Source organism: Marinobacter daqiaonensis (assembly GCF_900115285.1).
Lineage (GTDB): Bacteria > Pseudomonadota > Gammaproteobacteria > Pseudomonadales > Oleiphilaceae > Marinobacter > Marinobacter daqiaonensis.
This window is the reverse complement of sequence record NZ_FOYW01000003.1, coordinates 174,256-200,440: the sequence shown is the minus strand read 5'-3', so window position 1 is coordinate 200,440 and position 26,185 is coordinate 174,256. Positions and strand designations below refer to the sequence as shown.

At 61.5% G+C, this 26,185-nt stretch carries 22 protein-coding genes; 6 read left to right on the top strand and 16 right to left on the bottom strand.

Annotated features, from left to right (window positions below; all coding sequences use genetic code 11):
* Positions 1–3: 3 nt before the first annotated feature.
* From BM346_RS16015 to coaBC, 8 genes are all read right to left on the bottom strand, one after another.
* Positions 4–3,822: a DUF1631 family protein gene (locus BM346_RS16015; protein WP_092015543.1), complete on the bottom strand. Its 3,819-nt coding sequence runs from the start codon at positions 3,820–3,822 to the stop codon at positions 4–6.
* A 294-nt stretch (positions 3,823–4,116) separates the two neighbouring features.
* Positions 4,117–5,427 carry an amino-acid N-acetyltransferase gene (gene argA, locus BM346_RS16010; RefSeq protein ID WP_092015540.1) on the bottom strand — a complete coding sequence of 437 codons (1,311 nt, stop codon included), beginning with the start codon at positions 5,425–5,427 and terminating at the stop codon, positions 4,117–4,119.
* A complete protein-coding gene (gene argE, locus BM346_RS16005) occupies positions 5,424–6,605 on the bottom strand; it encodes an acetylornithine deacetylase (RefSeq protein WP_092015537.1) in 1,182 nt (393 codons plus the stop codon). The genes argA and argE overlap by 4 nt, the downstream gene beginning before the upstream one ends.
* A 53-nt stretch (positions 6,606–6,658) precedes the next feature.
* Positions 6,659–7,930, bottom strand: a complete 1,272-nt coding sequence (locus tag BM346_RS16000; protein WP_092015534.1) for an LSm family protein — start codon at positions 7,928–7,930, stop codon at positions 6,659–6,661.
* A gap of 64 nt (positions 7,931–7,994) precedes the next feature.
* Positions 7,995–8,891 carry an acetylglutamate kinase gene (gene argB / locus BM346_RS15995; protein ID WP_092015530.1) on the bottom strand — a complete coding sequence of 299 codons (897 nt, stop codon included), beginning with the start codon at positions 8,889–8,891 and terminating at the stop codon, positions 7,995–7,997.
* Positions 8,892–8,946: 55 nt separating this feature from the next.
* The gene (locus tag BM346_RS18395; protein WP_092015527.1) at positions 8,947–11,568 is read right to left on the bottom strand and encodes a phosphomannomutase/phosphoglucomutase; all 2,622 of its coding nucleotides are present in this window, start codon (positions 11,566–11,568) and stop codon (positions 8,947–8,949) included.
* 130 nt (positions 11,569–11,698) lie between these two features.
* A complete protein-coding gene (dut, locus tag BM346_RS15985) occupies positions 11,699–12,160 on the bottom strand; it encodes a dUTP diphosphatase (RefSeq protein ID WP_092015524.1) in 462 nt (153 codons plus the stop codon).
* 24 nt (positions 12,161–12,184) lie between these two features.
* Positions 12,185–13,396, bottom strand: a complete 1,212-nt coding sequence (gene coaBC / locus BM346_RS15980) for a bifunctional phosphopantothenoylcysteine decarboxylase/phosphopantothenate--cysteine ligase CoaBC (protein ID WP_092015521.1) — start codon at positions 13,394–13,396, stop codon at positions 12,185–12,187.
* A 167-nt stretch (positions 13,397–13,563) separates the two neighbouring features.
* On the opposite strand from coaBC, the gene radC reads away from it, so the two are divergent.
* The 3 genes from radC to rpmG all read left to right on the top strand — a co-directional run bounded on the left by radC (position 13,564) and on the right by rpmG (position 14,884).
* The gene (radC, locus tag BM346_RS15975) at positions 13,564–14,238 is read left to right on the top strand and encodes a RadC family protein (protein ID WP_092015519.1); all 675 of its coding nucleotides are present in this window, start codon (positions 13,564–13,566) and stop codon (positions 14,236–14,238) included.
* Positions 14,239–14,480: 242 nt separating this feature from the next.
* Entirely contained in the window at positions 14,481–14,717 is a 237-nt protein-coding gene (gene rpmB / locus BM346_RS15970) for a 50S ribosomal protein L28 (RefSeq protein WP_092015516.1), read from the top strand.
* An 11-nt stretch (positions 14,718–14,728) separates the two neighbouring features.
* On the top strand, positions 14,729–14,884 hold the full coding sequence (gene rpmG, locus BM346_RS15965) for a 50S ribosomal protein L33 (protein ID WP_008173465.1): 156 nt from the start codon (positions 14,729–14,731) through the stop codon (positions 14,882–14,884).
* Between the two features lie 52 nt (positions 14,885–14,936).
* Here rpmG and BM346_RS15960 read toward each other — a convergent pair whose 3' ends face one another.
* The 3 genes from BM346_RS15960 to BM346_RS15950 all read right to left on the bottom strand — a co-directional run bounded on the left by BM346_RS15960 (position 14,937) and on the right by BM346_RS15950 (position 17,273).
* Positions 14,937–15,722: an endonuclease/exonuclease/phosphatase family protein gene (locus BM346_RS15960; RefSeq protein WP_227662909.1), complete on the bottom strand. Its 786-nt coding sequence runs from the start codon at positions 15,720–15,722 to the stop codon at positions 14,937–14,939.
* Positions 15,723–15,836: 114 nt separating this feature from the next.
* Complete coding sequence (locus BM346_RS15955) at positions 15,837–16,478, bottom strand: thiol:disulfide interchange protein DsbA/DsbL (protein WP_227662790.1); 642 nt, start codon at positions 16,476–16,478, stop codon at positions 15,837–15,839.
* 189 nt (positions 16,479–16,667) lie between these two features.
* Complete coding sequence (locus BM346_RS15950) at positions 16,668–17,273, bottom strand: c-type cytochrome (protein ID WP_092015510.1); 606 nt, start codon at positions 17,271–17,273, stop codon at positions 16,668–16,670.
* Between the two features lie 217 nt (positions 17,274–17,490).
* On the opposite strand from BM346_RS15950, the gene yihA reads away from it, so the two are divergent.
* Positions 17,491–18,135 (top strand): ribosome biogenesis GTP-binding protein YihA/YsxC, encoded by a 645-nt coding sequence (gene yihA, locus BM346_RS15945; protein ID WP_092016030.1) that lies wholly within the window; start codon positions 17,491–17,493, stop codon positions 18,133–18,135.
* 164 nt (positions 18,136–18,299) lie between these two features.
* Here the strand turns inward: yihA and BM346_RS15940 are convergent, their stop codons facing one another.
* On the bottom strand, positions 18,300–18,989 hold the full coding sequence (locus tag BM346_RS15940) for a TetR/AcrR family transcriptional regulator (protein WP_092015507.1): 690 nt from the start codon (positions 18,987–18,989) through the stop codon (positions 18,300–18,302).
* Positions 18,990–19,127: 138 nt separating this feature from the next.
* Here BM346_RS15940 and BM346_RS15935 point away from each other — a divergent pair, with 138 nt between their 5' ends.
* Both BM346_RS15935 and coaD read left to right on the top strand, forming a co-directional pair.
* Positions 19,128–20,573, top strand: coding sequence for a coniferyl aldehyde dehydrogenase (locus BM346_RS15935; RefSeq protein ID WP_092015504.1), 1,446 nt, complete (start codon positions 19,128–19,130; stop codon positions 20,571–20,573).
* A gap of 73 nt (positions 20,574–20,646) precedes the next feature.
* On the top strand, positions 20,647–21,126 hold the full coding sequence (gene coaD, locus BM346_RS15930) for a pantetheine-phosphate adenylyltransferase (protein ID WP_092015501.1): 480 nt from the start codon (positions 20,647–20,649) through the stop codon (positions 21,124–21,126).
* Positions 21,127–21,170: 44 nt separating this feature from the next.
* Here coaD and BM346_RS15925 read toward each other — a convergent pair whose 3' ends face one another.
* The 4 genes from BM346_RS15925 to BM346_RS15910 all read right to left on the bottom strand — a co-directional run bounded on the left by BM346_RS15925 (position 21,171) and on the right by BM346_RS15910 (position 26,070).
* Positions 21,171–22,460 carry a DUF945 family protein gene (locus BM346_RS15925; RefSeq protein WP_092015498.1) on the bottom strand — a complete coding sequence of 430 codons (1,290 nt, stop codon included), beginning with the start codon at positions 22,458–22,460 and terminating at the stop codon, positions 21,171–21,173.
* A gap of 99 nt (positions 22,461–22,559) precedes the next feature.
* Entirely contained in the window at positions 22,560–24,686 is a 2,127-nt protein-coding gene (ppk1, locus tag BM346_RS15920) for a polyphosphate kinase 1 (RefSeq protein WP_092015495.1), read from the bottom strand.
* A 2-nt stretch (positions 24,687–24,688) separates the two neighbouring features.
* On the bottom strand, positions 24,689–25,699 hold the full coding sequence (gene hemB / locus BM346_RS15915; protein WP_167812586.1) for a porphobilinogen synthase: 1,011 nt from the start codon (positions 25,697–25,699) through the stop codon (positions 24,689–24,691).
* 152 nt (positions 25,700–25,851) lie between these two features.
* Positions 25,852–26,070: a hypothetical protein gene (locus BM346_RS15910; protein WP_092015490.1), complete on the bottom strand. Its 219-nt coding sequence runs from the start codon at positions 26,068–26,070 to the stop codon at positions 25,852–25,854.
* Positions 26,071–26,185 lie beyond the last annotated feature (115 nt).

The following is a 26,185-nucleotide window of genomic DNA, read 5'->3' as shown; positions in this document are numbered from 1 at the left end:
TGATCAGGGGGTGCCCAGGCTCTCCAGCAGCCTGGGCTTCTCAATCCCGTAGCCCTGGCCGTAGTCCACGCCGAGCCTGCGCAGGACATCCAGCGCCTCCCGACTCTCCACGTGGGTGGCGATCACCTCCCGGTCCAGGTAGTGAGCCATCTCCACCATCGAGCGCACCATGGCCTGGTCGGTCTCATTGTTGGCAATATCACCGACAAACCCGCCATCCAGCTTGATCATGTCCACCGGAAGACTGCGCATGTACTGATAGGATGTGGGACCGGCGCCGAAATTGCCCAGGCAGAAGCGGCATCCCAGCTCGCGCATCTCGGCAATGAACTCCGCCACGGAATTCACATCACGAATGGCCGCGGCTTCGGTAATCTCGAACCACAGGCGCTCGATCGGGGCGTCCTGCTCACTCAGCTTGTTGTAGATGAACTCCAGCAGCGACTCGTCGTTGAGGGAATAGCCGGAAAGGTTGATGCAATAGCCCGGCTCACTGCCATCATCGCCCACAGGGCGACCGCCCTTTGGCTGGCGTGCCATCAGCCAGTCCAGCATGTAGCCCACAACCCAGCGGTCCACCGACTGCATCCGGTTATAGCGCTCGGCTGTACGGACGAAGTCCGCCGCCGTGATCAGGTTACCCTGATCGTCGTACATGCTGATCAGTACTTCGTACTGGGTCGGCAGCCGGGCGTGCTTGTGCAGGGGTATGATCTTCTGGCACCGCAGCAGCATCCGCTCCTCGTCCAGATCTCCCAGCGCCGCAACCTTTGCCGCGATCTGCTCCTGCAGGTCGTAGTGCTCCTGCTCCAGGTTGTAGACCATGTACTTGCCGGCTCCACGGACCTTGGCCAGTTTACAGGCTTCCTCGGTGGCCCTCAGCCACCGCTCGGCAGTGGTGAGTACCGGCAACTGGGACGCCAGTCCGGCACTGGCAGACAGGGCATACCTGCGTCCCTTCCAGTTCAGTTCCAGGGCTTCCACCGCGCGGATGATGCCGTGGACGGTCACTTCCGCGCTCTCAGCCGCCAGCAGGAACCCGAACTGATCTCCTCCGAGGCGGGCCAGGGGCATCCCCTCGGTCACCCTTTCCCTGAGGAGATCCGCCACCCGCCGCAGTGCCTCGTCACCGGCGGCTGAACCGGCGGTGTCATTGAGCAGACGAAACTGTCTCAGATCCAGCCTCACCAGGGTCCGCTCATCCTCGTTGAGGCTGAGTTGCTGCTCCAGGACCCGCTCGAACTCCCGTCGTTCCAGCAGCCCGGTCAGTTCGTCGTGGGTGGATGCCCAGGACAACTGGTCATAGACCTTGCGCACCATGCGATCAATGCTCTCATCCACCAGCGGCCTTTCATACTGGGTGTCGGGCACAATAATGCCCTTCTGCATCTGCTCGGCCAGGGCCACAAGTTCCAGTTCCACAACCCGCATGCCCTGATGATTGACGAACACAAACCGATTGAAACCACGGGCAATCCAGACAAGGCGGATGTATTGGGGATTCTCTGGTCGGGTCTGGTCGCGCAACCAGTCGCCGGTGCGCAGCTTCTGGGCCCGGGCAATCCAGCGCTGCAGCCGGCGCTGCAGGCGTTCGTGCTGCTTCTGCTCAGCGGACTCCGGTGGCTCCGCCCGGGGCACCGGTACCCGTTCCACCGGCTGTTCGGGCCGGCGCACCAGGAAATGCTTCAGCTCCTCCCGCACCTGGGATGCAGGGAGGTGATTGGAGGATATGGAACCCAGGCCCTCCTGAATCAACCGCAGCAGCTCTGACAGGTTGAGGTCGATGTCCGGGTCATCGGCGAAGGCCATCAGGGTATCCACCACCGACAGGTAGTCCTGCCACAGCGAGCTGTCCTGCCCCTGCCGTATCCAGGTCAGTGACAGCAGATCCCGCCAACCGGCATTAAGCAGGCTGAGGACCGCCCTGGGCACGTCCCGACCCCCAAGCCGGTCGTCCAGGGCCCTGCTGACTGCAGCCTTGGATTCAGCGACCTTCTGTGCACCTTCCGCGGCAGCGGTGACCCGCTCCACATTGCGCCGGTAGATGAGATTCTGACGATCAATCAGGGTATCCAGCTCACCAACGGCGCCCTCGAATACCCGGGTATCCTGCTCGAACTCGGCGGCAATCCGGCTTACCAGGTCATCGACCCGGCGCTGCACAGATGGATTGGTACGGCCATCTTTCTGGCCAAGCTGCGCCAGACGGTTCATCACACCGCGAACCGGGCTTTCGATATCGTCGAAGAAGGCCGGATCGCGGAGCACGACCTTCAGCACAGGCACTTCCAGCTGGCGTATCTGCTGGCGGGCGTGGTCCGACAGCTTCGGGCTCTCCACGACACTTCTGAAAAAGCGGTCGACGACATCCAGTGTGGCCTGCTGCTCGCTATCCAGAGCATGATTGCCTGAGGTTCGCACCTGGTCGATGACCCGCTCCTTCAAAGGCGCCTCGCCGATGTCCGTTGCCGGGGCCCGCTGGAGACTCTGGAGCTCCTTGTGAAATTCCCCCTGGGACAGGGGCCGTGCATTCTCCGGGAAAGGCGCCGGCTCCGCCGCTTGCGTCCTGCTGCTCTTGAGGGTGTCCAGGAGATTGCGGACCGTCGCGAACGCGGACCGTGCCACGCTCATGTGATCCTGAAAGCCGGTTACCCGCTGAGCCCCCGTTACGGCCCCGGAGCCGTCATGATGGGGGCTGGAGGTGGCGGTAACGGCACCCGCCTTTTCCGTAGCCTTCGCCGGAGGCCTGGGCTCGACCACCGGCGCCAGCTTCGGTTTGGGCTCCGGCATCTTCGCGGTGGCCTCCGGCTCCGATCCGTTGCGGGATTTCCGCTCGCTCAGGTAACGACTCAGATCCAGGTCTGGCAGAATGCCATGGCGAATCAGGATCTGATTCAGCTCCTGGTAAAGCGGGCCGACCTTTTGCAGAACCAGGGACTCGAAGGTCTTGAGGCAGACCTTCTCCACTCCACGGCTGGTGCGCAGGCTTTCAAGGCCAATTCGGAAGGCCTCACAGATCAGAGAAGGCCCGAGCGGATTCTGATGACCGGTAGCATTGGTGACTCCGAGCCGATCCAGCCGCATCCGCAACTGGAGCAACTCCGCCCGATAAAGGGTATCGGCCTTTGTCACCATTACCTTGATGGCCAGCCAGTCCTCGAATTCGCCCTTGTCCACCAGGGACAGGCTGCTGGCATTCTGGTTGTCCCGGGCCGGCTTCAGGGGGGAATCCAGGTAGCGGGACATCAGCAGCCACACCGAACGCTGGCGGGCCTCGACCTGTGCCGCGGCGTCCATGTATTCATTGGCCTGCTGGTCGTTCGTTGCTTTCAGGGCCGCCTGACGGAGGTTCTCCGCCATACCCGCAAAGCAGTCCGTCATCAGGGGCTCGATATGCTGACTCACGGCCCGGGCACACTGGTGAAGGACAAACTGGACACGCTCACTCGGTGGCTTCAGGGCCGAGCGCTCCTGAAGGGTACTGTCCGCTCCGCACTGGCTCAGCATGGCCTCCACGGCCTGGGGGCTGGAACGGGTGAACTCGACACCCATCGCGCCATCAATAAGCCGGACCGGACGGGCCTTGAGCTCATGACGGTCCCGGCCGTCGGCCGTGCGAAAAAAGATTGAAAGATCGTGCCCCGGACGGGCCTGGAGGTGAGTGCGGATTTTTTCCGAGGTGTCGCCGGAATACCGAACGAACAGCCCTTCAGCACAGAAGTCCGCAATCTGACATGGCCACACCCCCGCCTCGCCAAGATCAACCTGGGCGGCAAGCTTGATGGGGCGTCGGGGACTGGAGCGTCGTTCCTTCGGATCCATGAACTACCTGATCTTTGATAAAGCCCAGCGTCATCGATGACGATGGGGCGATTCCCTTTGGGCAGACGGGATGGATGCCTGCGGTGTCGTATCCGGCGCTGACAGGCACTGACCGGTAACCGTGCCGAACAGCGTTGAGCCCTGCCAGTATAGCGCTTCAAAAGGTTTCTGAATGTCAACCCGTGTTAAACAGGGGGCCAGCACGGTTCCGTCCCAGCCCGAACCATATATGACTATTTTCGCTACTGATCGTCAAGAACAACCGGCGCAAAGAAATGACGGCCCTGCTTCCCATCAGGCCAGGGACTTCACGAACACTTTGGAATTCCGACGGGTGTTGTAGGAGGCCAGCTTGGGTCCGGGCAATGACTGCACACTGGAGGGCTCGAAACCGCGTTCCCGGAACCAGTGCTCGGTCTGGGTGGTGAGTACGAACAGCCGGGCCAACCCCTTGGCCCGGGCCATGCGCTCGATCAGAGCCAGTATTTCGTCTCCCCGGCCGCCCCGGCGATAGCCGGGATCCACCGCGAAACAGGACAGCTCTCCGGCCTGCTCCTCCGGGTAATCGTAAAGGGCAGCACAGCCGATAATCATCCCATCCCGTTCCGCCACCACAAACTGATCCACCTCGGTTTCCAGCATCTCACGAGACCGGCGCACCAGGATACCCTGCTCTTCCAGGGGCTGGATCAGCTCCAGGATGCCCCCAATGTCCTCGACCCGGGCCCGGCGGACCTGCTCGTAGTTGTCGTCGCTCACCAGGGTGCCGGAACCATCCCGGGTGAAAAGCTCTTCCAGAATCGCGCCATCCCGCAGGTAACTGATGATGTGGGCCCTCCGCACGCCCTTCACGCAGGCGTCGCAGGCCGCGCGGAGCAGGTCCGCGTCGTGGCCGGAGACCACATGATCGGACACTTTCTGCATGGCCTGGCGCACCGTCAGCTCCCGGATCAGCGAGCCGTCCTCATCCAGCACACCCTGGTCATCCGTGCAGATAATCAGCTTGTCCGCCTTCAGGGCGGATGCCACCTGGCTGCCCACATCCTCGTAGGACAGGTTGAAGATGTCACCCGTGGGAGAATAGCCCTGGGGAGGCATCAGCACTATGTGGCCGAGTTCCAGCAGGCGCTCAATCCCCGTGGTATCGACCCGGCGAACCCGGCCTGTGTAACCGTGATCCACACCATCCAGCACCCCCACCGGGCGGGCCGCCACGAAATTGCCACTGATAACCCGGATACGGGCCCCGTGCATGGGCGAATTGACCAGACCCATGGACAGGCGGCTTTCCAGCCAGGAGCGCAGACTCCCCACCGCCTCCATGATCAGGGGCAGGTCCTGTTCACGGGTGATCCGGAGTCCCCCCACGAATTCCGACTCGTGGCCGGCCTGCTCCAGTCGCTGCTGGATCTGCGGGCGTGCGCCGAAGGTGACCACCAGGCGGATGCCCAGACTGCTGAGCAGAGTGATGTCATGGATGATGTTCAGCAGGTTATCGCTGGCCAGGGCTTCGCCTCCCAGCACCAGCACCACCGTACTGCCCCGATGGGTATTGATGTAGGGGGAGGAATGGCGAAAGCTGTGGAGCCAGTCGGTTGCACTCATAGACAGAAATGCCTGATCAGTTTCTTCAGTATGGATATGGTGGGGTCGATCTGGGACAGTTCCAGGAACTCGTCCGGCTGATGGGCCTGATCGATGGAGCCCGGCCCCATAACCAGGGTCTCAAGGCCCAGCTGCTGCAGCCAGGGCGCTTCGGTGGCAAAACCCACCGCACCAGCCCGGTGCCCCGTCAGTTCCTCGCATACCCGCACCAGTTCGGCCTCCGCGGCCGTCTCGAAGGCCGGTACACCATCAAACAGCGGCTCGAAGCTCAGGGACAGATCATGCCGGCTGGCCACGGGCTGAAGCCGGCTCAGGATCGTCTGTCGCAGCTCGCTCATTTCCATACCCGGTAACGGGCGGAGGTCGAAATGCAGCTCGCAACGGGCGCAGATACGGTTGGGATTGTCGCCGCCATGGATACAGCCCAGATTCAGTGTCGGATACTGGACCTCAAAATTGGGATTACGGTGCCGCTCCTGCCAGTGGCTGCGCAGGGCCATCAGCTCGGTCATGGCCTCATTCATACCCTCCAGGGCGTTGCGCCCCAGGGAGGGATCGGAGGAATGGCCGGACTGCCCCTCGAAAACCAGCCGCTCCATCATGATGCCTTTATGCAGGCGCACTGGCTTGAGGGTGGTGGGCTCGCCAATTACCGCATAGCGGGCCTTGGGATAGCCAGCCTCCGCCAGCGCCTTCGCGCCGTTCATTGAGCTTTCCTCGTCCGCCGTGGCGAGGATGATCAGGGGCTGCTTCAGGGACTGCGTGGCAGCCTCACGGGCCGCCTCGATGGCCAGGGCGAAGAAGCCCTTCATGTCACAGGTGCCCAGACCGTAGAAACGCCCCTCTCTCTCGGTGAGCTTGAAGGGATCGCTCTGCCAGCGCTGGTCGTCGTAGGGTACGGTATCTGTATGACCGGACAGCACCAGCCCGCCAGGGCCTGACCCAAGCGTCGACACCAGGTTGTACTTGCCCGGCATTCCCGGCACCGGAAGGATCTCGTTGCGGAAACCAAGCTGCTCAAGCCACTCCGCCAGCAGCCGGACTACGGGTTCGTTGCTGTGGTCCCAGTCCGGTGACGCGCTACTGATGGACGGGATCGCAACAAGGCGGGAGAGCATTTCCCGCACATCGGGCGGGGCCTGTCCGTTTCCGGTGGACCGCGGGTCTCGCTCTGTCATGGTGCCAGGCTCCTGGAAAACACGTGAATGAAAAGGTGCCGGGGCGCAGCCGGTTACGGGTTCCGCTGGCCTCGGCGCCAGACCTCGAACCTGGCGACGGCGCGGGTCGCCATGGGATAGGCCACCTCACCCCCGTCCACGGGCCTTGCCACCTCGACCTGACGGTCATCCACCCCGATAAGCCGACCCTCGACCCCCCGGCCGTTGGACAGGGTTACCCTGACAGTATAACCAAGCCACTGCTCTGCCTCATCCACCGGAATGGATTGCCAGCCCGCGACAACGGCAGGGGCCTGGCTGGGGGCCGCCGCACTCTGCCTGTTCTCCTGGGACGGCTCTGAAGCAGGGCCATCGGCTCTGATCAGGTACACATCCGGTACCTTGGCGCCATTGTAGATCACATCCAGGGCAGGCACCGGCTCACCAGCCTGCTCCAGGCCTTCCTCTGCCGCCGGCTCACCCACCGGAATCCCCATCATCGGCGCATCCGGGTCGAGGGCCAGCTCCAGCTCGCCCCCCTCGGTCAGCCAGCGCCGATAGAGCGCCAATAGCTGGGGTGACGCCCCGACCCCCCTGGCCTCCAGCCCATCGCGGAACGAGGTCAGCACCAGCTCGGCCCATGCCGGCACCGGCATGCCGGTTTCCCGGGCGCAATAGGCAGCAATACGACGCATCAGGCCGCCATCCCGGAGAATCACCCGGATCTCCTCAGCCCCCGGGTTAAACTCCGTCTGTCCCTGGTCGAATCTGAGCCGGGCGCCGGACCAGAACACGTCCACACTCCCCGCATCCCGGGAAAAGACTTCCAGCCTGACGCCAGAGCCGGTCTGATGGAGCTGGGCATCCCCCCCAAGCCCCTCGATGCCCATGTTGATCAGGTCATCGCTGCCCAGCGGTCTGCCGCCGTCGACCTCACAGACGGGCAGCAGGAGCGGGCGCTCCCGCTCCCCGCCCGAAGTAACCCAGTCACGGAGCATGGCGGTGCCGAGGGGAAGCGACCAGTCCGTGACATCAAGGCGCCAGCTGGCCGGCAGGTCGTGTTCGCCGGAAAGAGCCGCTATCAGCGCCTGGGGCGATGGGGTACGAAAATGCATCTGCTGCAGCGCCAGCGCCTCGGTCAGTCGGAAAGGCTGGAAACGCGTATCGGTGAGCGTGAGCTCGCCGTCGATGGTGGAGCCAATCTGCCCCTGTACCAAAGCGCCGTGGTCTGACAGTGCCCGGCGGATATCGGTCAGGGTCTGGTCCGCCAGCCACCACACCGCTCCCTTGTAGCCACCCCACGCCACCAGGGCCAGGATAACGATCAGCGACAACAGTTTCTTCAAGGTTCCATCTCCCTGCTCGTTTCTCCCTGCCCTCGGGGCGTGGCCCGCTGGCGTTGGCGACTGCTTAATTGCGGGAAATCAGTGTACCGACCCCTTCGTCGGTAAAGATCTCCAGAAGACAGGCATGAGCGACACGACCATCGATGATGTGGGCGGTCCTGACCCCGTTTTCCACGGCGCTCAGGGCACAACGGATCTTGGGCAACATGCCCCCATGAATGGTGCCGTCCTCGATCAGGTGGTTGACCTGGGCCGCGGTCAGTCCGGTGAGCACCTTGTCTTCCTTGCTCTTGAGACCGGAGACGTTCGTCAGCAGAATCAGCTTCTCGGCGTTGACCGCTTCAGCCACCTTGCCGGCCACGGTGTCGGCGTTGATGTTGTAGGAGGCGCCGTCAGGCCCGACGCCAATGGGCGCGATCACCGGAATAACATCACTGTGGGTCAGCATGTCGATCACCTTGGTGTTGACCGAGGCCACTTCACCAACATGGCCGATATCAATGATTTCCGGCCGGCTGAGTTCATCGGTCTTACCCATGACTTCCAGCTTGCGGGCGCGTATCAGGTTGGCATCCTTGCCGGTAAGACCCACTGCGGTGCCGCCCTGGGCATTGATCAGGGACACGATTTCCTTGTTGACTTGCCCCCCCAGCACCATTTCCACCACGTCCATGGTCTGGGAGTCGGTCACCCGCATGCCATTGACGAAGTGGGACTTGATGTTCAAACGGTTCAGCAGGTCACCGATCTGGGGACCACCCCCGTGGACCACGATAGGGTTGATGCCCACCAGCTTCATCAACACCACGTCGCGGGCGAAACTGCTCTTGAGTTCCTCGTTTTCCATGGCGTTACCGCCGTACTTGATAACCACGGTTTTTCCGGTAAACCGCTGAATGTAGGGCAGGCCCTTGCTGAGGACATCCGCCACCTGCATTGCTGTATCACGATCCAGTGCCATTGATAGTGCCTTTATGATTGCTGCGCCAGACAGGGTCCCCCCCGCCCGGCGCGGGTCAGAACGTTATTTCCACATCCGGTGCCAAAGCCCTGAGCTGGCCCCGGAAAATCTGCTTGATCCGCTCCAGGGCGGGCTCGGTCTCTGCCTCGAACCTCAGCACCAGAACCGGGGTGGTGTTGGAGGCCCTGCACAGACCCCAACCATCAGGGTAGTCCACCCGGACGCCATCGATGGTGGTGATGTTGGCCTCGCCAAAATCCGCCAGCTCGGAAAGCCGTCGGATGACCTTGAACTTGGTCTCTTCGGTCACCGGCAGGTTGATCTCGGGCGTACTCAGGTCCTCGGGGAACTCTGCAAACACTTCGCTGCTCTGGCGGTCTTCGATGCCGAGGATCTCCAGCAGCCGGGCGGCGGAATAGAGCCCGTCGTCAAAACCATACCAGCGCTCGCTGAAGAAGATGTGTCCGCTCATCTCTCCTGCCAGCAGGGCTCCGGTCTCCTTCATCTTGGCCTTCATCAGGGAGTGGCCGGTCTTCCACATGACCGGACGACCCCCGGCGGCGCTGATCACGCCACTGAGGCGACGGCTGCACTTGACGTCGAACAGCACGTCAGCTCCGGGATTACGGGAGACCACGTCCCGCGCGAACAGCATCATCAGCCGATCCGGCCAGATGATCTTGCCCTCGTTGGTGACCACACCCAGACGATCACCGTCACCGTCAAAGGCGATACCCACGTCGGCACCTTCCTGGCGGACCCGTTCGATCAGATCCTCGAGATTTTCCGGCTTGCCCGGGTCCGGGTGGTGGTTGGGGAAGTCGCCGTCCACCTTGCAGTACAGCGGGATCACCTCGCAGCCCAGCTCTTCCAGCAACAGCGGACCCAGCTCACCGGCAATGCCATTGCCGGCGTCCACCACCACCTTCAGAGGTGCTGCCACGGCAATGTCGCCAACAATACGATCCAGGTAGTCGCGACGCACATCCTGCTCGGACGATGTCCCGGCGCCCTGACGGAAATCACCGGTCTGAATCCGACGCAACAGTTTCTGGATGCTGTCTTCCGAAAGGGTTTCGCCCCCCAGCATGATCTTGAGACCGTTGTAGTTGGCCGGATTGTGACTACCGGTGACCATCACGCCGGAGCCGGTGCCGAGCTGATGGGTGGCAAAGTAGAGCACCGGCGTCGGCACTGCACCGATAGTGATAACATTGCAGCCCGCCGACATCACTCCCCTGGCCAGGGCATCCGCCAGCTCCGGACTGGAATGACGACCGTCGAAACCGATACATAGCGACTCCTGGCCACGATCCAGGGCTTCCGAGCCAATGGCCTGGCCGATGATGCCCACCACGTCCGGGGTCAGGGTTTCGCCGACGATGCCACGGATATCGTAGGCCCGGAAAATTTCCGGGGAGATTTTCACTGAAGGCAGCGGGGCCTCCTGGACCTCCGGCGTGGCACCGCCCGCCTGATCGCCAAAACCGAGAACGTCATCATCGCCATCCAGCATGTCGATATCCGGCATATCGCGATCCTGGAACAGGGGCTCTCCCGGATCCTGCTCAGCCGCCGGCCTGGCACCTGCACGGCCACCGGGAGATGCCTTGCGGGAGGTACTCTCCATGCGTTTTCCCACCGCGCGACTGAGCCGCTGCAGGACCTCAGCGATTACCGAGGGGATCTCCCACCGTAACTGTGGCGGGCTGGCCCGGTCACCGGCGAAGGCCTTGTGGGCCCACTGAACCAGTGCCGTAGTCTCCTGGCGCAGCCGGCTCTGGGCCGACGACAGCAGGGACCAGGCCACAATAGCTGCCACCACAAACCCGCCCACCATGAGGGTGATCGCCATATACCCATTCAGCGGTGCGGCCGAAATCTGCGGACGGAACTGCAGCGTCCAGCCGGGCACTGACAGGGGCCGGGATACCTGGGGCCCATCGCCCTGACCGGCACTCACCACATTGCGGGCCTGGCCGTTGACCGTCTGGACCAGGGTCACCTGGCCGCCTGCTGCGGACAATACCGAACCCAGAACACTGCCTTCGAACACCATCACCACTGTCCCCTCCACCACCTGGGTGGCGGGGTTTCGCACCCGGCTCGCTGTCTGGATATACCATTGCCCATCCCGGGGAAAGGCATCGGGCCGGACACTGCGCCCCGACTCCGCCCGGCGCGCAAGATCGAGGGTAGCGAAACCGAAACCCGCCGCCTCGTCAGAGCGTCGGGGGATCTCGTTATAGGGAAACAGGAATACCCGCTCTATGCCAGGCAACAGGGTTTGCAACTCGCTGGCAAGCTCCCGTTCGCTACCGGCTCCGGTCAGGGCGCTGCGAACCGGGCTCTGCGTACCCAGCCCGTCGGTCAGGGACTGCATCCAGGTCAGACGTTGCTCGACACCCGCCGCCGCTGTGTCCACCCCTGCCTGGGCCAGTCGCTGCTGGCGCTCCTGTTCGGCGGGCTGGAACAGCAGGAAATGAAGGGCGGCGGCAACAGCCACACCGATAATCGCCACCGCCAGCGCCTGGGTAACGGCAACGGAGGAGAGCTTGCGCAGTCCGGCACCGGGCGTGGCGGCTGCCTTGTCTTTCGCACTGGCTTTTTTGTTCTTGGGAGCGTCCAGAGCCGCCTCATCGGCCTCCGGGGTCCCTTTTTTCCTGCCAAATTTCATAGTCGCTCCGTCTCGGCTGAACGCTTACCGGGTTCGGTCATACCGTCAGTCAAACCGATAATTGAATGGCTGACAGTATAGATGGTTACATGATTTCGTTAATGACACATTTGGCGAATTGGCAAGTTTCTCAGTGCCGGCCGGTGGAGCCAAAACCGCCCTCACCACGGTCACTCGCCTGGAACTCCTCCACCACCTCGAAACGGGCCTGCACCACCGGCACCAGAACGAACTGTGCGATGCGCTCGCCCACATTCACAGTGAAAACGCTGCGACCCCGGTTCCAGCAGGACACCATCAACTCACCCTGGTAGTCCGAGTCAATGAGACCCACCAGGTTACCGAGCACAATGCCGTGCTTGTGGCCGAGCCCGCTACGGGGCAGGATCATGCCCGCCAGCGAGGGATCCTCGATGTAGACGGAGAGACCGGTGGGGATCAGGGCGCTCTCACCGGGAGCCAGCGTCAGCGGTTTTTCCAGGCAGGCCCTCAGGTCGAGGCCAGCGGAACCTTCGGTGGCATACCCCGGCATGGGAATACCATCACCGATGCGTGCATCCAGAATGCGCAACTGGACGGGCTGTTTGCTCATAGCGTTTCCTTTCAGGGGACAGTCTCAGGATTGGTCGGCCATGCGCTCACTGATCAACTCGACCAGTTCACGGGCGATATCGGTTTTGGGCGCCGGACCGATGGTACGCTGACCACCGGGCCAGAAAACGGTGACAGCGTTCTGGTCGCTGTTGAAACCCAGCCCTGGCGTCGATACATCGTTGGCGACAACCATCGCGAGCCTCTTGCGCTTCATTTTGTCGGTGGCGTAGTGCTCGACATCGTTGGTTTCAGCGGCGAACCCGACGCTGAACGGGGCATCGCTGCGAGCCGCGATGGTGGCCAGAGTGTCGGGGTTGCGGACCAGCGAAAGGGAAAGCTCTTCCTGCGACTTCTTCATTTTCTGGCCGGCACGGCTCTCCGGACGGTAATCGGCGACCGCTGCGGTGGCGATAAAGATATCTGCACCCTCATCGACCGCCTCGGAACTGGCCTGGAGCATTTCCTCTGCAGTCTGCACCGAGCGGACATCGACGCCTGCGGGCACTGCCAGGCTCACCGGCCCGCTGATCAGGGTCACCCGGGCCCCGGCATCCCGGGCGGCGCCGGCCAGGGCATAGCCCATTTTACCAGAGCTGTAATTGCTGATGTAACGCACCGGATCAATGGGCTCCCGGGTCGGGCCGGCGGTGATCACCACCCGTTGCCCGGCCATGGCACCCCCTCCGCCGGACGCATCAGTGACCCTCTGCACCAGATCGAACAGCATCTGGGCCTCCAGCATCCGACCAGGGCCGGTGTCGCCACAGGCCTGACTGCCCTGGTCCGGACCCCACAGGCTAACCTGGGGATCCTCCTCCAGCAGGGCGACATTGCGCTGGGTGCGGAAATTGCGCCACATGGCCTGGTTCATTGCGGGCGCCAGGGCGATGGGGGCCTCCGTGGCACAGCAGACCGTGGTCAGCAGGTCATCCGCGAGGCCGTTGGCCAGGCGCGCCATGAAATCGGCGGAAGCGGGGGCAATGACAATCTGCTCGGCCCATTTGGCCAGCTCGATATGCCCCATGCCTGCCTCTGCCTCGGGGTCCAGTAACGAGGTTCGAACCGGCTCACCGCTGAGGGCCTGGAAGGTCAACGGAGCGACAAAGGCCTCGGCGCCACGGGTCATCACCACCCGCACCTCGTGGCCAGCCTTTTTCAACAGCCGAACCAGTTCAGCACTCTTGTAGGCGGCAATACCCCCTGTCACGCCAAGCAGGATTCTTCGATGGACCATGCTGTCTCCGTTCGTTGCACAGGCTCGGACCAGGCCGGATAACGACCGGGCCCGAAACACCCGATAAAGGGCTATAAGATAGCATTGCGGCGACTTTCCCGACAGTGGGACCGATATGCTAAGCTACGCCCCCATGCAGGATGCAGAGACAAGGATCAGGGATCGTCATGAACAACACTGTCTGGCCCCGGGACGAACGCCCCCGGGAACGACTGCTCGCCCATGGGCCTGAGAGCCTGTCGGATGCCGAGCTGCTGGCCATCTTTCTTCGCACCGGCACCTCCGGCACGCCCGTGCTGGCGCTGGCCCGCCACCTGCTTGAGGAATTCGGCAGCCTGCGGGGGCTGATGACCGCGTCCCACGCCAGCTTCTGCAAGGTTCGGGGGCTTGGCAGCGCCAAGTATGCCCAGGTTCAGGCAGCCATGGAGATGGCCAGGCGGGTGATGGATGAGCCTGTCCGCCAGGGCAATCCGCTGACCTCGCCAGAGGAAACCCGCCGCTACCTGCGCAGCCGGCTCGGCACCCAGCACCATGAGGTCTTCGCCGGCCTGTTCCTGGACAATCGCCACCGGGTGATCCGCTACCAGGAACTGTTCAGGGGCACCATTGATGGCGCCGCGGTCTACCCCCGGGAAGTGGTTCGCTACGCCCTGGACCACAACGCGGCGGCGGTGATCTTTGCTCACAATCACCCATCAGGGATTGCCGAACCCAGCCAGGCGGACATTTCCCTGACCCGCCGCCTGAGGGACGCGCTCGCTCTGGTGGATATAAGGGTACTGGATCACATGGTTGTCGGGCACGGCGAGGTAATCTCCCTTGCGGAACGGGGACTGATGTAGACTGTCGCCCTCACTGGCCACCCGCTGGCCAATTTCCCAACAATTTTTTGCGTTGGGGCTGCTGTTCTGGTATAAAAGCGTCCCTTTCTGGCGGCGTCTGGCGAGCATTGTGCGACTGCAGGCACGTACAGTAACCAGAGACCCGATTCAGGAGTCTCTGAAAAGAGGGGGCTGCCCTTTTTTCAGAGGCTCCTTCACAAACGAATTCGTATTCAGGACCAACGCTCAGGTCGGAGGCAAACATGTCCAGAGTCTGTCAGGTAACCGGTAAGCGACCGGTAACCGGTAACAACGTTTCTCACGCTATGAACCACAACAAGCGCCGCTTTCTGCCGAACCTGCAGAATCATCGCTTCTGGGTTGAATCAGAGAAGCGCTTCGTGAAGTTGCGCGTATCCACCAAGGGTATGCGCATCATCGACAAAAAAGGCATCGACGCTGTGCTGGCCGATCTTCGTGCCCGCGGCGAGAAAGTATAAGGAGCCGCATCATGCGCGAGAAAATCAAGCTGGTTTCATCAGCAGGTACCGGTCACTTCTACACGACCAAGAAGAACAAGCGTAACACCCCGGAAAAGATCGAGATCAAGAAGTATGATCCGGTTGTCCGCAAGCACGTTGCGTACAAAGAAGCCAAGATCAAATAAGGTCTTCGCGCTTTCGAAAAAACCCCGGCCTCGGCCGGGTTTTTTTATGGGTCTAGAAAGTCTCCAGGTATCCCTTGGGCAGGGCAATATCCATGGCAATGGGCAGGTGATCGGACACCGGGTAGCTGACCACCTCCGAGTTCCGGATTTCCAGGCTGGGACTGACCAGGATATGGTCCAGGGCGCGTTCGGGACGCCAACTGGGAAAACTGTGCGCGGTAGCCGGCAGCGGAATCAGGTTGGCATTTTTGAGCGGAGTATTGGTCAGCAGCTGCTCGGCGTGATTGTTCAGGTCCCCCATCAACACCACGTGCTGATAGTCCGCAATCAGGTCGTGAATGTAGGCCAGCTGCCGGTTCTGGGCCGCCTTACTGAGGGACAGGTGCATCATGACCAGCACCAGGGGATCCTCCTCGTCACCGTAGCGCGCGATGATGGCTCCCCGTCCCGGCAGTAATCCCGGCAGGCGATGCTCGGTCACATCCAGAGGCCGGTACCGGCTCAGCAGGCCATTGCTGTGCTGAGCCAATGGCCCGAGATTGCGGTTCAACTGCTGGTGCCAATAGGGTATCCCACTGGCTTCGGCCAGGTACTGGACCTGATTGATATAGCCACTGCGCAGACTGCCACCGTCACACTCCTGAAGCGCCACCACGTCGTAGTTGCGCAGCAGGTTGGCAATGCGGTCCAGGTTATCGATACGCCCCCGGTGCGGCAGCACATGCTGCCAGCTCCGGGTGACATAATGGTGGTACGAGGCGGTGTTGATACCCACCTGTATATTGAACGTCAACAGACGTATGTAGCGATGGGACTCGAACGCGGGAACGTGGTCCATTCCCGAGGAGGAACCCCGGACACGACCGGTACCTCCCGAGAAACCACTGAACCCCTGCTTGAACCTTCTGTACAGCATACCGGCTCCGATTCATCAGCGACGCCGGGTGAATCCTCACTCGGCGCGAGTGGCAATTTCCTTCTCTAAAAGGTAGTCGACAACCTCGAGGGATTCCTCATAACCGCCGGCCATGGCGGGACTGGTCTTGTATTTTCCGGCCACCAGCAACGTCGGCGTGCCTGAAACCTGGGCGCCGCGGAGCACCGAACGGGCGCGCTGGACCCCCGCTTTCACACCGAAACTGTTATAGGCCTTGATGAAGGCCTCACGATCCACGCCCTGCTCAGCCAGGTATTCAGCCAGCTCGGAGGCGGAGTTAAGGGGCTTTCTGTCCACGGCCAGGGCCTTGTAGAGTGCCTCATGGGTCTTGTCACGGGCGCCCAGCGCCTCACTGGCGTAAAAGGCGTACGCATGGGCCTCCGAGCTGCGGCTCATGGGGGCTGGCAGGAGGACGAAATTCACATCATCGGACAGGTCCTTCTTCCACGCCTGGACAATCGGCTCGAACTCGTTGCAATACCCGCAGCCGTACCAGAAAACCTCAACCACCTCGATGCCATCGTCCATGGCCGAGACCGTCACCGGGTTAGCCAGCGTCTGATAATGCTGACCCTCCTGCCACTTTTCCTGGGCCATGGCGGAAACAGCGACGGAAGCGGCGATCAGGCCGGCCGTCAGAGACTTGAAAATACCCATGCGGTTACCCCTTGTTGTTTGATTGACTGGATTCCTTCAGGCCTGGACCAGGCCCGCGGGAAAAGGTTCAGTGCACCGGATTATGTCCCACCATCCCGGCAGATATCCAGCTAGCCGGATTACAGCCCGGTCAGAAATGGGAAAGCCCGCGCAAGGCGGGCTTTCCTGGCAGACAGTTCGATGTCAGTCTCAGTGGAGACCGGAAATGTAATTGGCTACTGCCTCGATCTCGGCATCGGTAAGACGCGCCGCAATATCGGTCATGATCTGCGCATTGGGACCATCACGCTCGCCGGCGCGGTAGTCTCTCAGGGACTTGGCGACATACTCGGCGTTCTGACCGCCAAGACGGGGATAGGCCGCCGGCTCGTTACCCAGACCATTGGGGTTGTGGCATGCCGCACAGGCTGCAATGTTGGTCGCCAGGTTGCCACCGCGGTAAAGGGAGGCGCCCTGGTCGATCAGTTCAGGATCCGCCTGGTTCAGCGGCATCTCCTGCTGGTCGAAGTAAGCCGCCAGGTCCTGCAGATCCTGATCAGACCGGTTATCCAGAAGACCGGTCATCTCAGGGATCACACGCTCACCGTCCTTGATGGACTTCAGCTGCTGATACAGATATTTTTCACCCAGACCGGACAGCTTCGGGTACTCCGCCATTACCGGAGCTGCACCACCCTGCCCGTGACAGCCCGCACAGACGCCGGCATTCGCTTCACCTGCTTCAGGATCTCCCGCACCATAGGCCGTCATGGAAAGGCCCAGGCCGAGAACCACACCTGCGATCAGTTTTTTCATGCTCGCTCCGCTCATCTCTCATCAGAAACGTTTTTCTTGGTAGCGCCGGCGGGACTGGGAAAAGGCACCGGAAACCGGGCCATTGGCAGTAGCACCCTGCGCACTGTCAGGAAATTGGTGTAGCATTATACATTAAGGAGCCAACGAATAAATGCCATGGCTCTGTTTAGATGAACCCGCTGTCAAGGCAGCTTTCGCGAAGACCGCCGAACCACCCATGCTTGCCATTCAGGACTCCCTTGTGACTTCCGACGCGCCCAAACCCATTTCCTTCAACAGTGCCCGCTTCCAGATCAGCGCCGCGAAACTTTCGGACTGTCCGCCGGACACCGGACGTGAAGTCGCCTTTGCCGGTCGGTCCAATGCCGGCAAGTCCAGCGCCATCAACTGCATTACCGCCAACGGCAAGCTGGCCCGAACCAGTAAGACCCCGGGCCGGACCCGCCTGATCAACTTCTTTTCCCTCAATCGCGAGGACTGCCGCCTGGTGGACCTTCCGGGATATGGCTACGCCAAGGTCAGCCGTGACATGAAAGACGACTGGCAGCAGCACCTGAGCCATTACCTGACGGATCGCAGGAGCCTCGCAGGGCTGACCCTGGTGATGGACATCCGTCATCCGCTCACCGATTTCGACCAGATGATGGTGGAATGGTGCGAACATAACAAACTTCCGTTGATGATTCTGGCAACGAAGGCCGACAAACTGAAATTCGGCCAGGCGAAAACAGCGATGCTGGGAATCCGGAAAGCCCTGAAGGATGTCCAGTGTCTTGAGCACCTGATCATGTTCTCGGCCACCAGCAAAACCGGGCTTGAGGAAAGCAGAAAAGTCCTGTCGGACTGGCTGGAAGGGGTGTAGGAAACTGCCTGGAAAGGCAAAAAAAAACCCGACCGGAAAACCCGGTCGGGAATCGTCAGGGTTTGCGACGTACTGAGACCTGAGTCTCGCCGGCATGTCCGTAGATGCCGACAATGATTATGATCAACAAATGATCAGAAAGTTCCTTCCGCAATGCAGCTTCATTACTGAATTGCGTCGCCCAGGGGGGGGAGCAGGTCGGGACGATAGCTTTCACGGAGGGCCAGCACCTCATCACGATGGGATTCCGCCAGGTAGGGAACATGCAGGGTCAGGACCTGGTAGATCCCCTGCCGCACCTCCGCGTTCGCGGGCTCCCGTTCCTCGTGGGCGGTTTTCAGGAACGCCATCCAGTTTGTAATCACCAGCCAGATATTCAGTGCCAGGGCCTGGCGCAGCTCCCGGCTCAGGGGCTGAAGAACCGCGCCAAGCTCAAGCCCCGCCAACACCCGTTCGATGGCCACAAGACATCGCCCGGTGAAGGCCCTGTACTCCCGCCGCAGGCGGGGGTCACTCTCAAGCAGGAACTCCAGATCCCGGTGCAGGAAGCGATACTTCCAGAGGCCCTCTACCACCGACTCCAGGTAAAACACCAGGTCACGGGTGCCCAGAGCTCTGCCGGGCTTCACCACCAGGTAACTGTCCACAAGGGACTCGTAGGCGAGAAACAACTCGTAGACAATCTCTGACTTGTTGCCGAAGTGGTAATAGAGGTTGCCTGGCGACATGCCCAGGGCGGATGCTATATGGTTGGTGGTCACATTGCGCTCGCCCCGCTGATTGAAGAGTTCGAGCCCGGCCTCAAGGATACGGAGGCGGGTATTTCGGGGGCGATGGTAGGGCGTTACGGACATGAACCGACCTGATAGTAGCTGCAGCTGACCCGGTTTGTCCGGCGGCGCTGAGGGGATTGGGTTATTTTTGACCGGGGATTTCTCCACCGGCCTTTTAGAGTATAAACTCTAGTCAGCGTCTGACCATAGGAGCCGACCATGAGCGCCACTGTTGTCCAACTGAATGAGAGCAAGAAACAGATCCAGCTCACTGGCCGGGTTCTTGCCGAGCAGAAGCAGGCTTTCCACAACAATCCCCTGCCGGACCTGAACGAGCGCCTGGAGAACCTGGAGCGCCTGAAAAAGGCCCTGATCGCCCAGCAGGAACAGTTCTGCGAGGCCATTGACCGGGATTTCAACGGTCGCTCCCGGGACGAGACCCTGATCGCCGAGATGATCCCTTCCATCCAGGGCATCAATTACGCCATGTCGAACCTCAAGTCCTGGATGCAGCCGGACCGGCGCCATGTGTCCGTGCTGTTCCAGCCCGCCAGCAACCGGGTGCACTATCAGCCCAAGGGGGTCGTCGGCATTATCGTGCCCTGGAACTACCCCATGTACCTGGCTGTGGGTCCGCTGGTTGCCGCCCTGGCGGCCGGCAACCGGGCAATGATCAAGATGTCGGAATTCACCCCCCACACGTCGGCCCTGCTGGGCAATCTGATCGAAAGCACCTTTCCCCGAGACCTTGTGGCGGTGATCAACGGGGAGGCGGACGTCGCCGCTGACTTCTCGTCAAGGCCCTTCGATCACCTCCTGTTCACTGGCTCCACCGCTGTGGGCAAGCTGGTGATGAAAGCGGCCTCGGAGAACCTGACGCCGGTCACCCTGGAGCTGGGCGGCAAGTCGCCGGCCATTATCGCCAACGACGTGCCGATGGAGGACGCCGCCGAACGGATCGCCTTTGGCAAGGCCCTGAACGCCGGCCAGACCTGCGTCGCGCCTGATTACGTGCTGTGCCCTTCAGACCGTGTGAATGCCTTCGTCGATGCTTTCCAGGATGCCTTCAGGAAGATGTACCCGACGTTGAGGGACAACCCGGACTACACCAGCATCATCAATGAACGCCAGTACGGGCGGCTCCAGGATTACCTCAAGGATGCCCGCAGCAAGGGTGCGCAGCTGGTGGAGGTAAACCCGGCGAACGAGTCCCTCGAGGATGGCTGCCGCAAGATGCCCGTCACCCTGGTGCTCAACCCCACGGATGACATGAAACTTATGCAGGAGGAGATTTTCGGGCCTATCCTGCCGGTGGTTCCCAGCCGCGGGCTGGACGATGCTCTTCAGTTCATCAATCAGAGGCCCCGTCCCCTGGCGTTGTATTATTTCGGCTATGACCGGAGCGAGCAGAAGCGCATGCTCGAGGGCACTCACTCCGGTGGCGTGTGCATCAACGACTCGCTGATGCATGTGGCCCAGGATGATCTGCCTTTCGGTGGCATCGGTGACTCCGGTATGGGCCACTATCACGGCAAGGAAGGTTTCCTCACGTTCTCCCATCCCCGGGCGGTCTTCAGCAAGCAGAAGCTCAACAGCGGCAAGATGGTTTACCCCCCTCACGGTGGCCCACTGCACAAACTGGTCTATCGGTTCTTCATCCGCTGAAACGGCGACAGGGGGTCAGATTCTGCGCTGATGCTGGTATCCTGTCGCCTTCCAGACCAGAAGGAGCCAATGCATGACAACGGTAATCTACCCCGGAACCTTTGACCCCATCACCAACGGCCATATCGACCTGGTGGAACGGGCCCGGCGCCTGTTTGACGAAGTGGTGATCGCGGTCGCCTACAGTTCCAAGAAAAACCCCCTGTTCACGCTGGAGGAACGGGTGGCGCTGGCGGAGAAATCCACCAGCCACCTGGACAACATCCGGGTCATCGGCTTCAACAATCTGCTGGCGGATTTCGTCCGTGACCAGAACGCGACAGTCCTGCTCCGGGGCCTCCGGGCAGTTTCGGACTTTGAATACGAGTTCCAGCTGGCGGACATGAACCGCCACCTGGCCCCCGAGGTGGAAAGCGTTTTCCTGACGCCATCCAACCATCTTTCCTACATTTCCTCATCCCTGATCCGGGAAATCGCGTCCCTCGGCGGCGATGTGTCCGAGTTCGTGCCGCCGGTGGTTTGCGACGCCCTGAAAGCCAAGTTCACGAAATAGGGGGTCGAGGTGGGTTCCGGTTCTTTTTGTGGCCGAACGGTGCCCTACATCATGGCGGGTATCGGCATGACCTGACCGTTGAGGTCGATTTCCATGTCCTTGAGGGTGGCTTTCATGACGTAATGATCGCCCTCCTCCACCAGCGCACCCTGCATGATCATTGGCGCCAGCTCTTCGGCTATCTCCGGGTTGTTCTCCGCCAGCGCCCTGGGTATCCGCAACCGGACCTCGCCTTCCAGGCCCGCCATTACCATGGCCATCTCAGCCTGATCGTCAGCGGCCACGGGCGGGTGGCTGATCACCGCCCGTCCTGTGATGGACCCTTCCGGAGTGGCAATGTCCACCTCGGTGAAACCCGCCATGAAGCCCTCTGCCGCCAGCGCCTGCAGGCTTTCACCAATTGCCAGGGTGGCGGCCATCTGGCGTTCAAAGGCCGCCTGCGGGGCCGCCTGGTTGTCGAGACCTGCATTCTGCATTTCCTCAATCGCTGTCAGCACCCGATTCCAGGCTGCGACGTTCAGGTCCTGTAACTGGAACTCGATGCGATGGGGCCCGTATTCCCCTGCGTCCTGACGATAGTGTTCGAGGGTGAGCTCGGTCACCACGCCAACGGTATCGTTGTCTTCACCGGCACTGGATCTGCTGACCATCTCGATCCCCTCCAGAATCACCTCCGGCTCAGCCTCCATCGCCAGTGACACCTTGTCCAGTGAGGCCCTGGCCTCACCCGTCCAGATATTGCCGGCCAACAGGCTCATGCTCTGGTCGAGGTTGAAATTTTCCAGTGACATCCGGTACTCCGGGCTGCGCAGCACCAGGCCCGGCCAGCGCATGGTAACGTCGAAGGACTCCCCGTTGTCATCGATGGTGGCGGCGCTGAAACTCTCGGAGACGTTCAGGGACTCGCCAGTCTGCTCATCCAGGTAGCTGATCTGGGGGACAGTCAGCTCGATGCGGGAAGAGCCCCAGGCGTGGGAGGTAAGCGTCAGGGACGGCTTCTTTTCCGGAAACAGGGCATTGAATATCTCGCTGTCCTGGGCATCGAATCCGAAATCGATGGTACTGCCGGTCACGCCATGGCTCACATCACCCTGCCAGCCAAGGGTCTCCCGCTCCCCGGTCTCCGGATCGACAAAGGTAAGCTGCCCGGTCATGTCCGACCCAAGGTAGCCCCGCTGATAGGCGCTGGTGTCCAGTATCAGGAATGGCTGGGAATCGTTGAAAGCATCGGTGGCGGTCAGCCAGTGCTGTTCCGTCAGCTTTCCAACGGCCCACGGCGTGGCAACACCCAGCGCCACGACGACACCGCCGGCAATGATCCATGCTTTTTTCATGTGTCTGCTCCACTTCAGGGAGGTTGGGATGCCTGAACTCTCCCTGTTACTGACAAGCCCATCCGGCCTGAACGGGCAACGAACCGGGAGCGAACGTCGTCACTTACCGGTCAGCCGGTCCAGTAGTGTCAGCTGAGCCGCGAAACGCTCTTCCCCCGGGGAGGGCTGATTCTGCAGGTAACTTCCGTCCGCCTGCAAGACCCAGCTTTGACAGTTGTCACGTAAACCGGCATCCAGGTCCTCCTTGAGGCGGGTGACCAGATCCCGGTCCTCCACCGGGAAGGCCACTTCCACCCGGTTAACCAGGTTGCGGACCATGGCATCGGCGCTGGAGCAGTAGACTTCGGGCCGGTCGTTGTTGCCAAAATAATAGACCCGGGCATGCTCGAGAAACCGGCCGACAATGGAGCGGACACGAATATTCTCCGACAGCCCCGGGACCCCGGGCCGCAGGCAGCAGATACCCCGGATAATCAGGTCAATGGCAACACCCGCCTGGGAGGCCCGGTACAGGGCGAGCATGACATCCGGATCCGTCAGGGCATTGAATTTGAAGATGATGCGTCCGCTCTCACCCAGGCCGGCCTCCCGGTCAATCATCTCGATCAGGCGTTTGTGGAGAGTGAAGGGCGCATGGAACAGCTTCTTGATCTTCAGCGCCTTACCCATGCCGGTCAGCTGCTGGAACAGCTTGTTGACGTCATCGCCAAGGGCGTCGTCCGCGGACAGGAAACTGTAGTCAGTATAAAGTCGGGCGTTGCCCGCATGGTAGTTACCCGTGCCCATGTGCACATACCGCTTGAGCCGGCCCTCCTCGCGCCGCACGATCAGTATCATCTTGGCGTGGGTCTTGTAGCCAACCACACCGTAGACCACCACAACACCGGACTCCTGCAGGCGGCTGGCCAGCTCCAGATTCTCCGCCTCATCGAAACGGGCCCGAAGCTCTATCACGGCGGTGACCTCCTTGCCACGCCGGGCCGCGTCCATCAGCGCTTCGACAATCTCCGAATCGGCGCCGGTACGATACAGGGTCTGGCGAATGGCCAGCACATGGGGATCCTTGGCGGCCTGGCGGAGGAAGTCCACCACCGGCGTGAAGCTCTCGTAGGGGTGCAGCAGCAGGATCGGCTGCTTGCGGATGGCATCGAAAATCAGTTCCTTGTTGCGGATCTGCCTGGGCAGGGATGGCGAAAAACCCGGATAGGTCAGATCGGGACGGTTCACCAGCCCACTGACCGCCATCAACCGGGTCAGGTTGACCGGGCCATGGACCTGGTAGAGATCCCGCTCGGTAAGGCCGAACTGGCGGAGCAGGAACTGTACCAGCTCGTCCGGGCAGTTATCCGCCACCTCCAGCCGGACACCGTCACCAAACCGGCGACTCAGCAATTCACCCCGCAGGGCCGACGCCAGGTCCTCCAGGTCGTCCTCGAGTTCAAGGTCCGCGTTCCGGGTGAGGCGGAACTGATAGCAGCCCATGATCTCCATCCCCGGAAACAACTCGTCCGCATGGGCATGAATCATGGAGGACAGAAACACCAGGTTCTCACCACCGTCGCAGACATCATCGGGCAGTCGTACCAGCCGCGGCAGGGAACGGGGCGCCGGCACGATCGCCATACCGGTCTCGCGACCGAAAGCGTCCTTGCCGTCCAGCTCGACAATGAAGTTGAGGCTCTTGTTCACCAGGCGGGGAAAGGGATGGGACGGATCCAGACCGATGGGGTTAACCACCGGCAGGATCTCGTCCTCGAAATACTGGCGCACCCATTCGGCCTGGGCCGGGGTCCAGTCCCGGCGTCGCACGAAGTGGATGTCCTGCTTTTCCATCTCCGGTATCAGCACCTTGTTGAGGATGTCGTACTGCTCCCGGATATACTCATGGGCCACCCTGCTGATTTCCGCCAGCACCTGTTCCGGCAGCATGCCATCCGGTCCCACCATCTCCCGGCCGTATTTCATCTGCTGGCGCAGGCCGGCCACCCGGATCTCGAAGAACTCGTCCATGTTGCTGCTGAAGATGCAGCAGAAAATCAACCGGTTCAGAAGCGGATGAGTCTCGTCCAGGGCCTGCTGCAGCACCCGGTAATTGAACTGAAGATGACTCAGCTCACGGTTGAAGTAGTTTTCCCGGGCGGAAAGGTCCACTACCTGCTCCGGCACATCCACCGGCTCGGGTATGGCTGCAACTTCCCCGGTCTTTGCCACGGGTTCCATCGTCATGGTCAGCCTCCCTTCAGCAGGCGCGCCGCACGCACGGCAAAATAGGTCAGGATGCCATCCGCTCCGGCCCGACGCATGGCCACCAGGCTCTCCATCATGACTTTGTCGCCGTCCAGCCAGCCATTCTGGGCAGCAGCCATGTGCATCGCGTACTCTCCGCTGACCTGGTAGACAAAGGTAGGCACCTGAAGCTCATGCTTGACCCGGCGAACAATGTCCAGATAGGGCATGCCCGGCTTGATCATCACCATGTCGGCGCCTTCCGCCAGGTCCATCGCCACCTCGTGGAGTGCCTCGTCGCTGTTGGCGGGATCCATCTGGTAGGTTTCCTTGCTGCCCCTGCCCAGGTTCCCGGCGGACCCGACGGCGTCGCGGAACGGGCCGTAGTAGGACGACGCGTACTTGGCGGAATAGGCCAGGATTCGGGTGTTGACGTGGCCCGCTTCCTCCAGGGCCTGGCGGATCTCACCGATGCGCCCGTCCATCATGTCCGAAGGCGCCACCATGTCCGCTCCGGCAGCGGCGTGGGACAGCGCCTGTTTCACCAGCGCTTCCACGGTCCGGTCGTTCAGCACGTAACCGGTGTCATTGATGATCCCGTCCTGGCCATGGGTGGTGAACGGATCCAGCGCCACATCGGTAATCACCCCCAGCTCCGGGTAACGGTCCTTCAGGGCGCGGGTCGCCCGCTGGGCGAGTCCTTCAGGGTCCCAGGCGCCGGAGCCTTCCAGGTCCTTTTTTTCCGGCGGCACCACCGGAAACAGGGCGATGGCCGGGATACCCAGATCCACCATTTCCCCCGCCTGATCCAGCAGGAGGTCGATACTCAGGCGATCAACACCCGGCATGGAGGGCACGGCTTCACGCTGGCCCTCGCCCTCCAGAACAAATACCGGGTAAATCAGGTTGTCCGCGGTCAGCTGACTTTCGCGCACAAGACGGCGGGAGAAAGCATCTGCGCGGTTCCTGCGGAGCCGGGTGCCGGGATAACGACGGTTCTGGGGTGAAAACACGGGTAATGCCTCCGGGTGGATGGGTTCAACAGGATACTATACACCCTGGAATGTTACCGGGGCATGACCTGACGCCGGTATGGCAACCGGAATAAGGGAAAGCGTAGCAGAAAGCGGCAGCCAGGGGGGCTGGCTGCCGCGGGGGACACCGCTCAGAGGCTGCGGTTGTTGAAGCCGATATCCACCTTGCGGGGGGCGTCCTGACGCAGGTTCGTATCCAGCTCTTCGATCTGGCCACCCTGGCTCAGGAAAGCCTGGATGTCTGCCTCAAGCTGGGCACGGATCCGGGCGCGACCGGCGATGGAATGAGTGTCATCCATCTCACTCCAGCTGCCGGAGCTTTCCAGGTTGCTTTCGTCGAATTCACTCATGGCTATGCTCCATCAGCGAAAATCCTGTTCGATGAAACGCGCACTGAGGAGACTTGAGCAAGTTCCGAATGCCGCTTCCTGATCGGCGCCCGCCCCGTCCGAGGCGGAGAAAGGG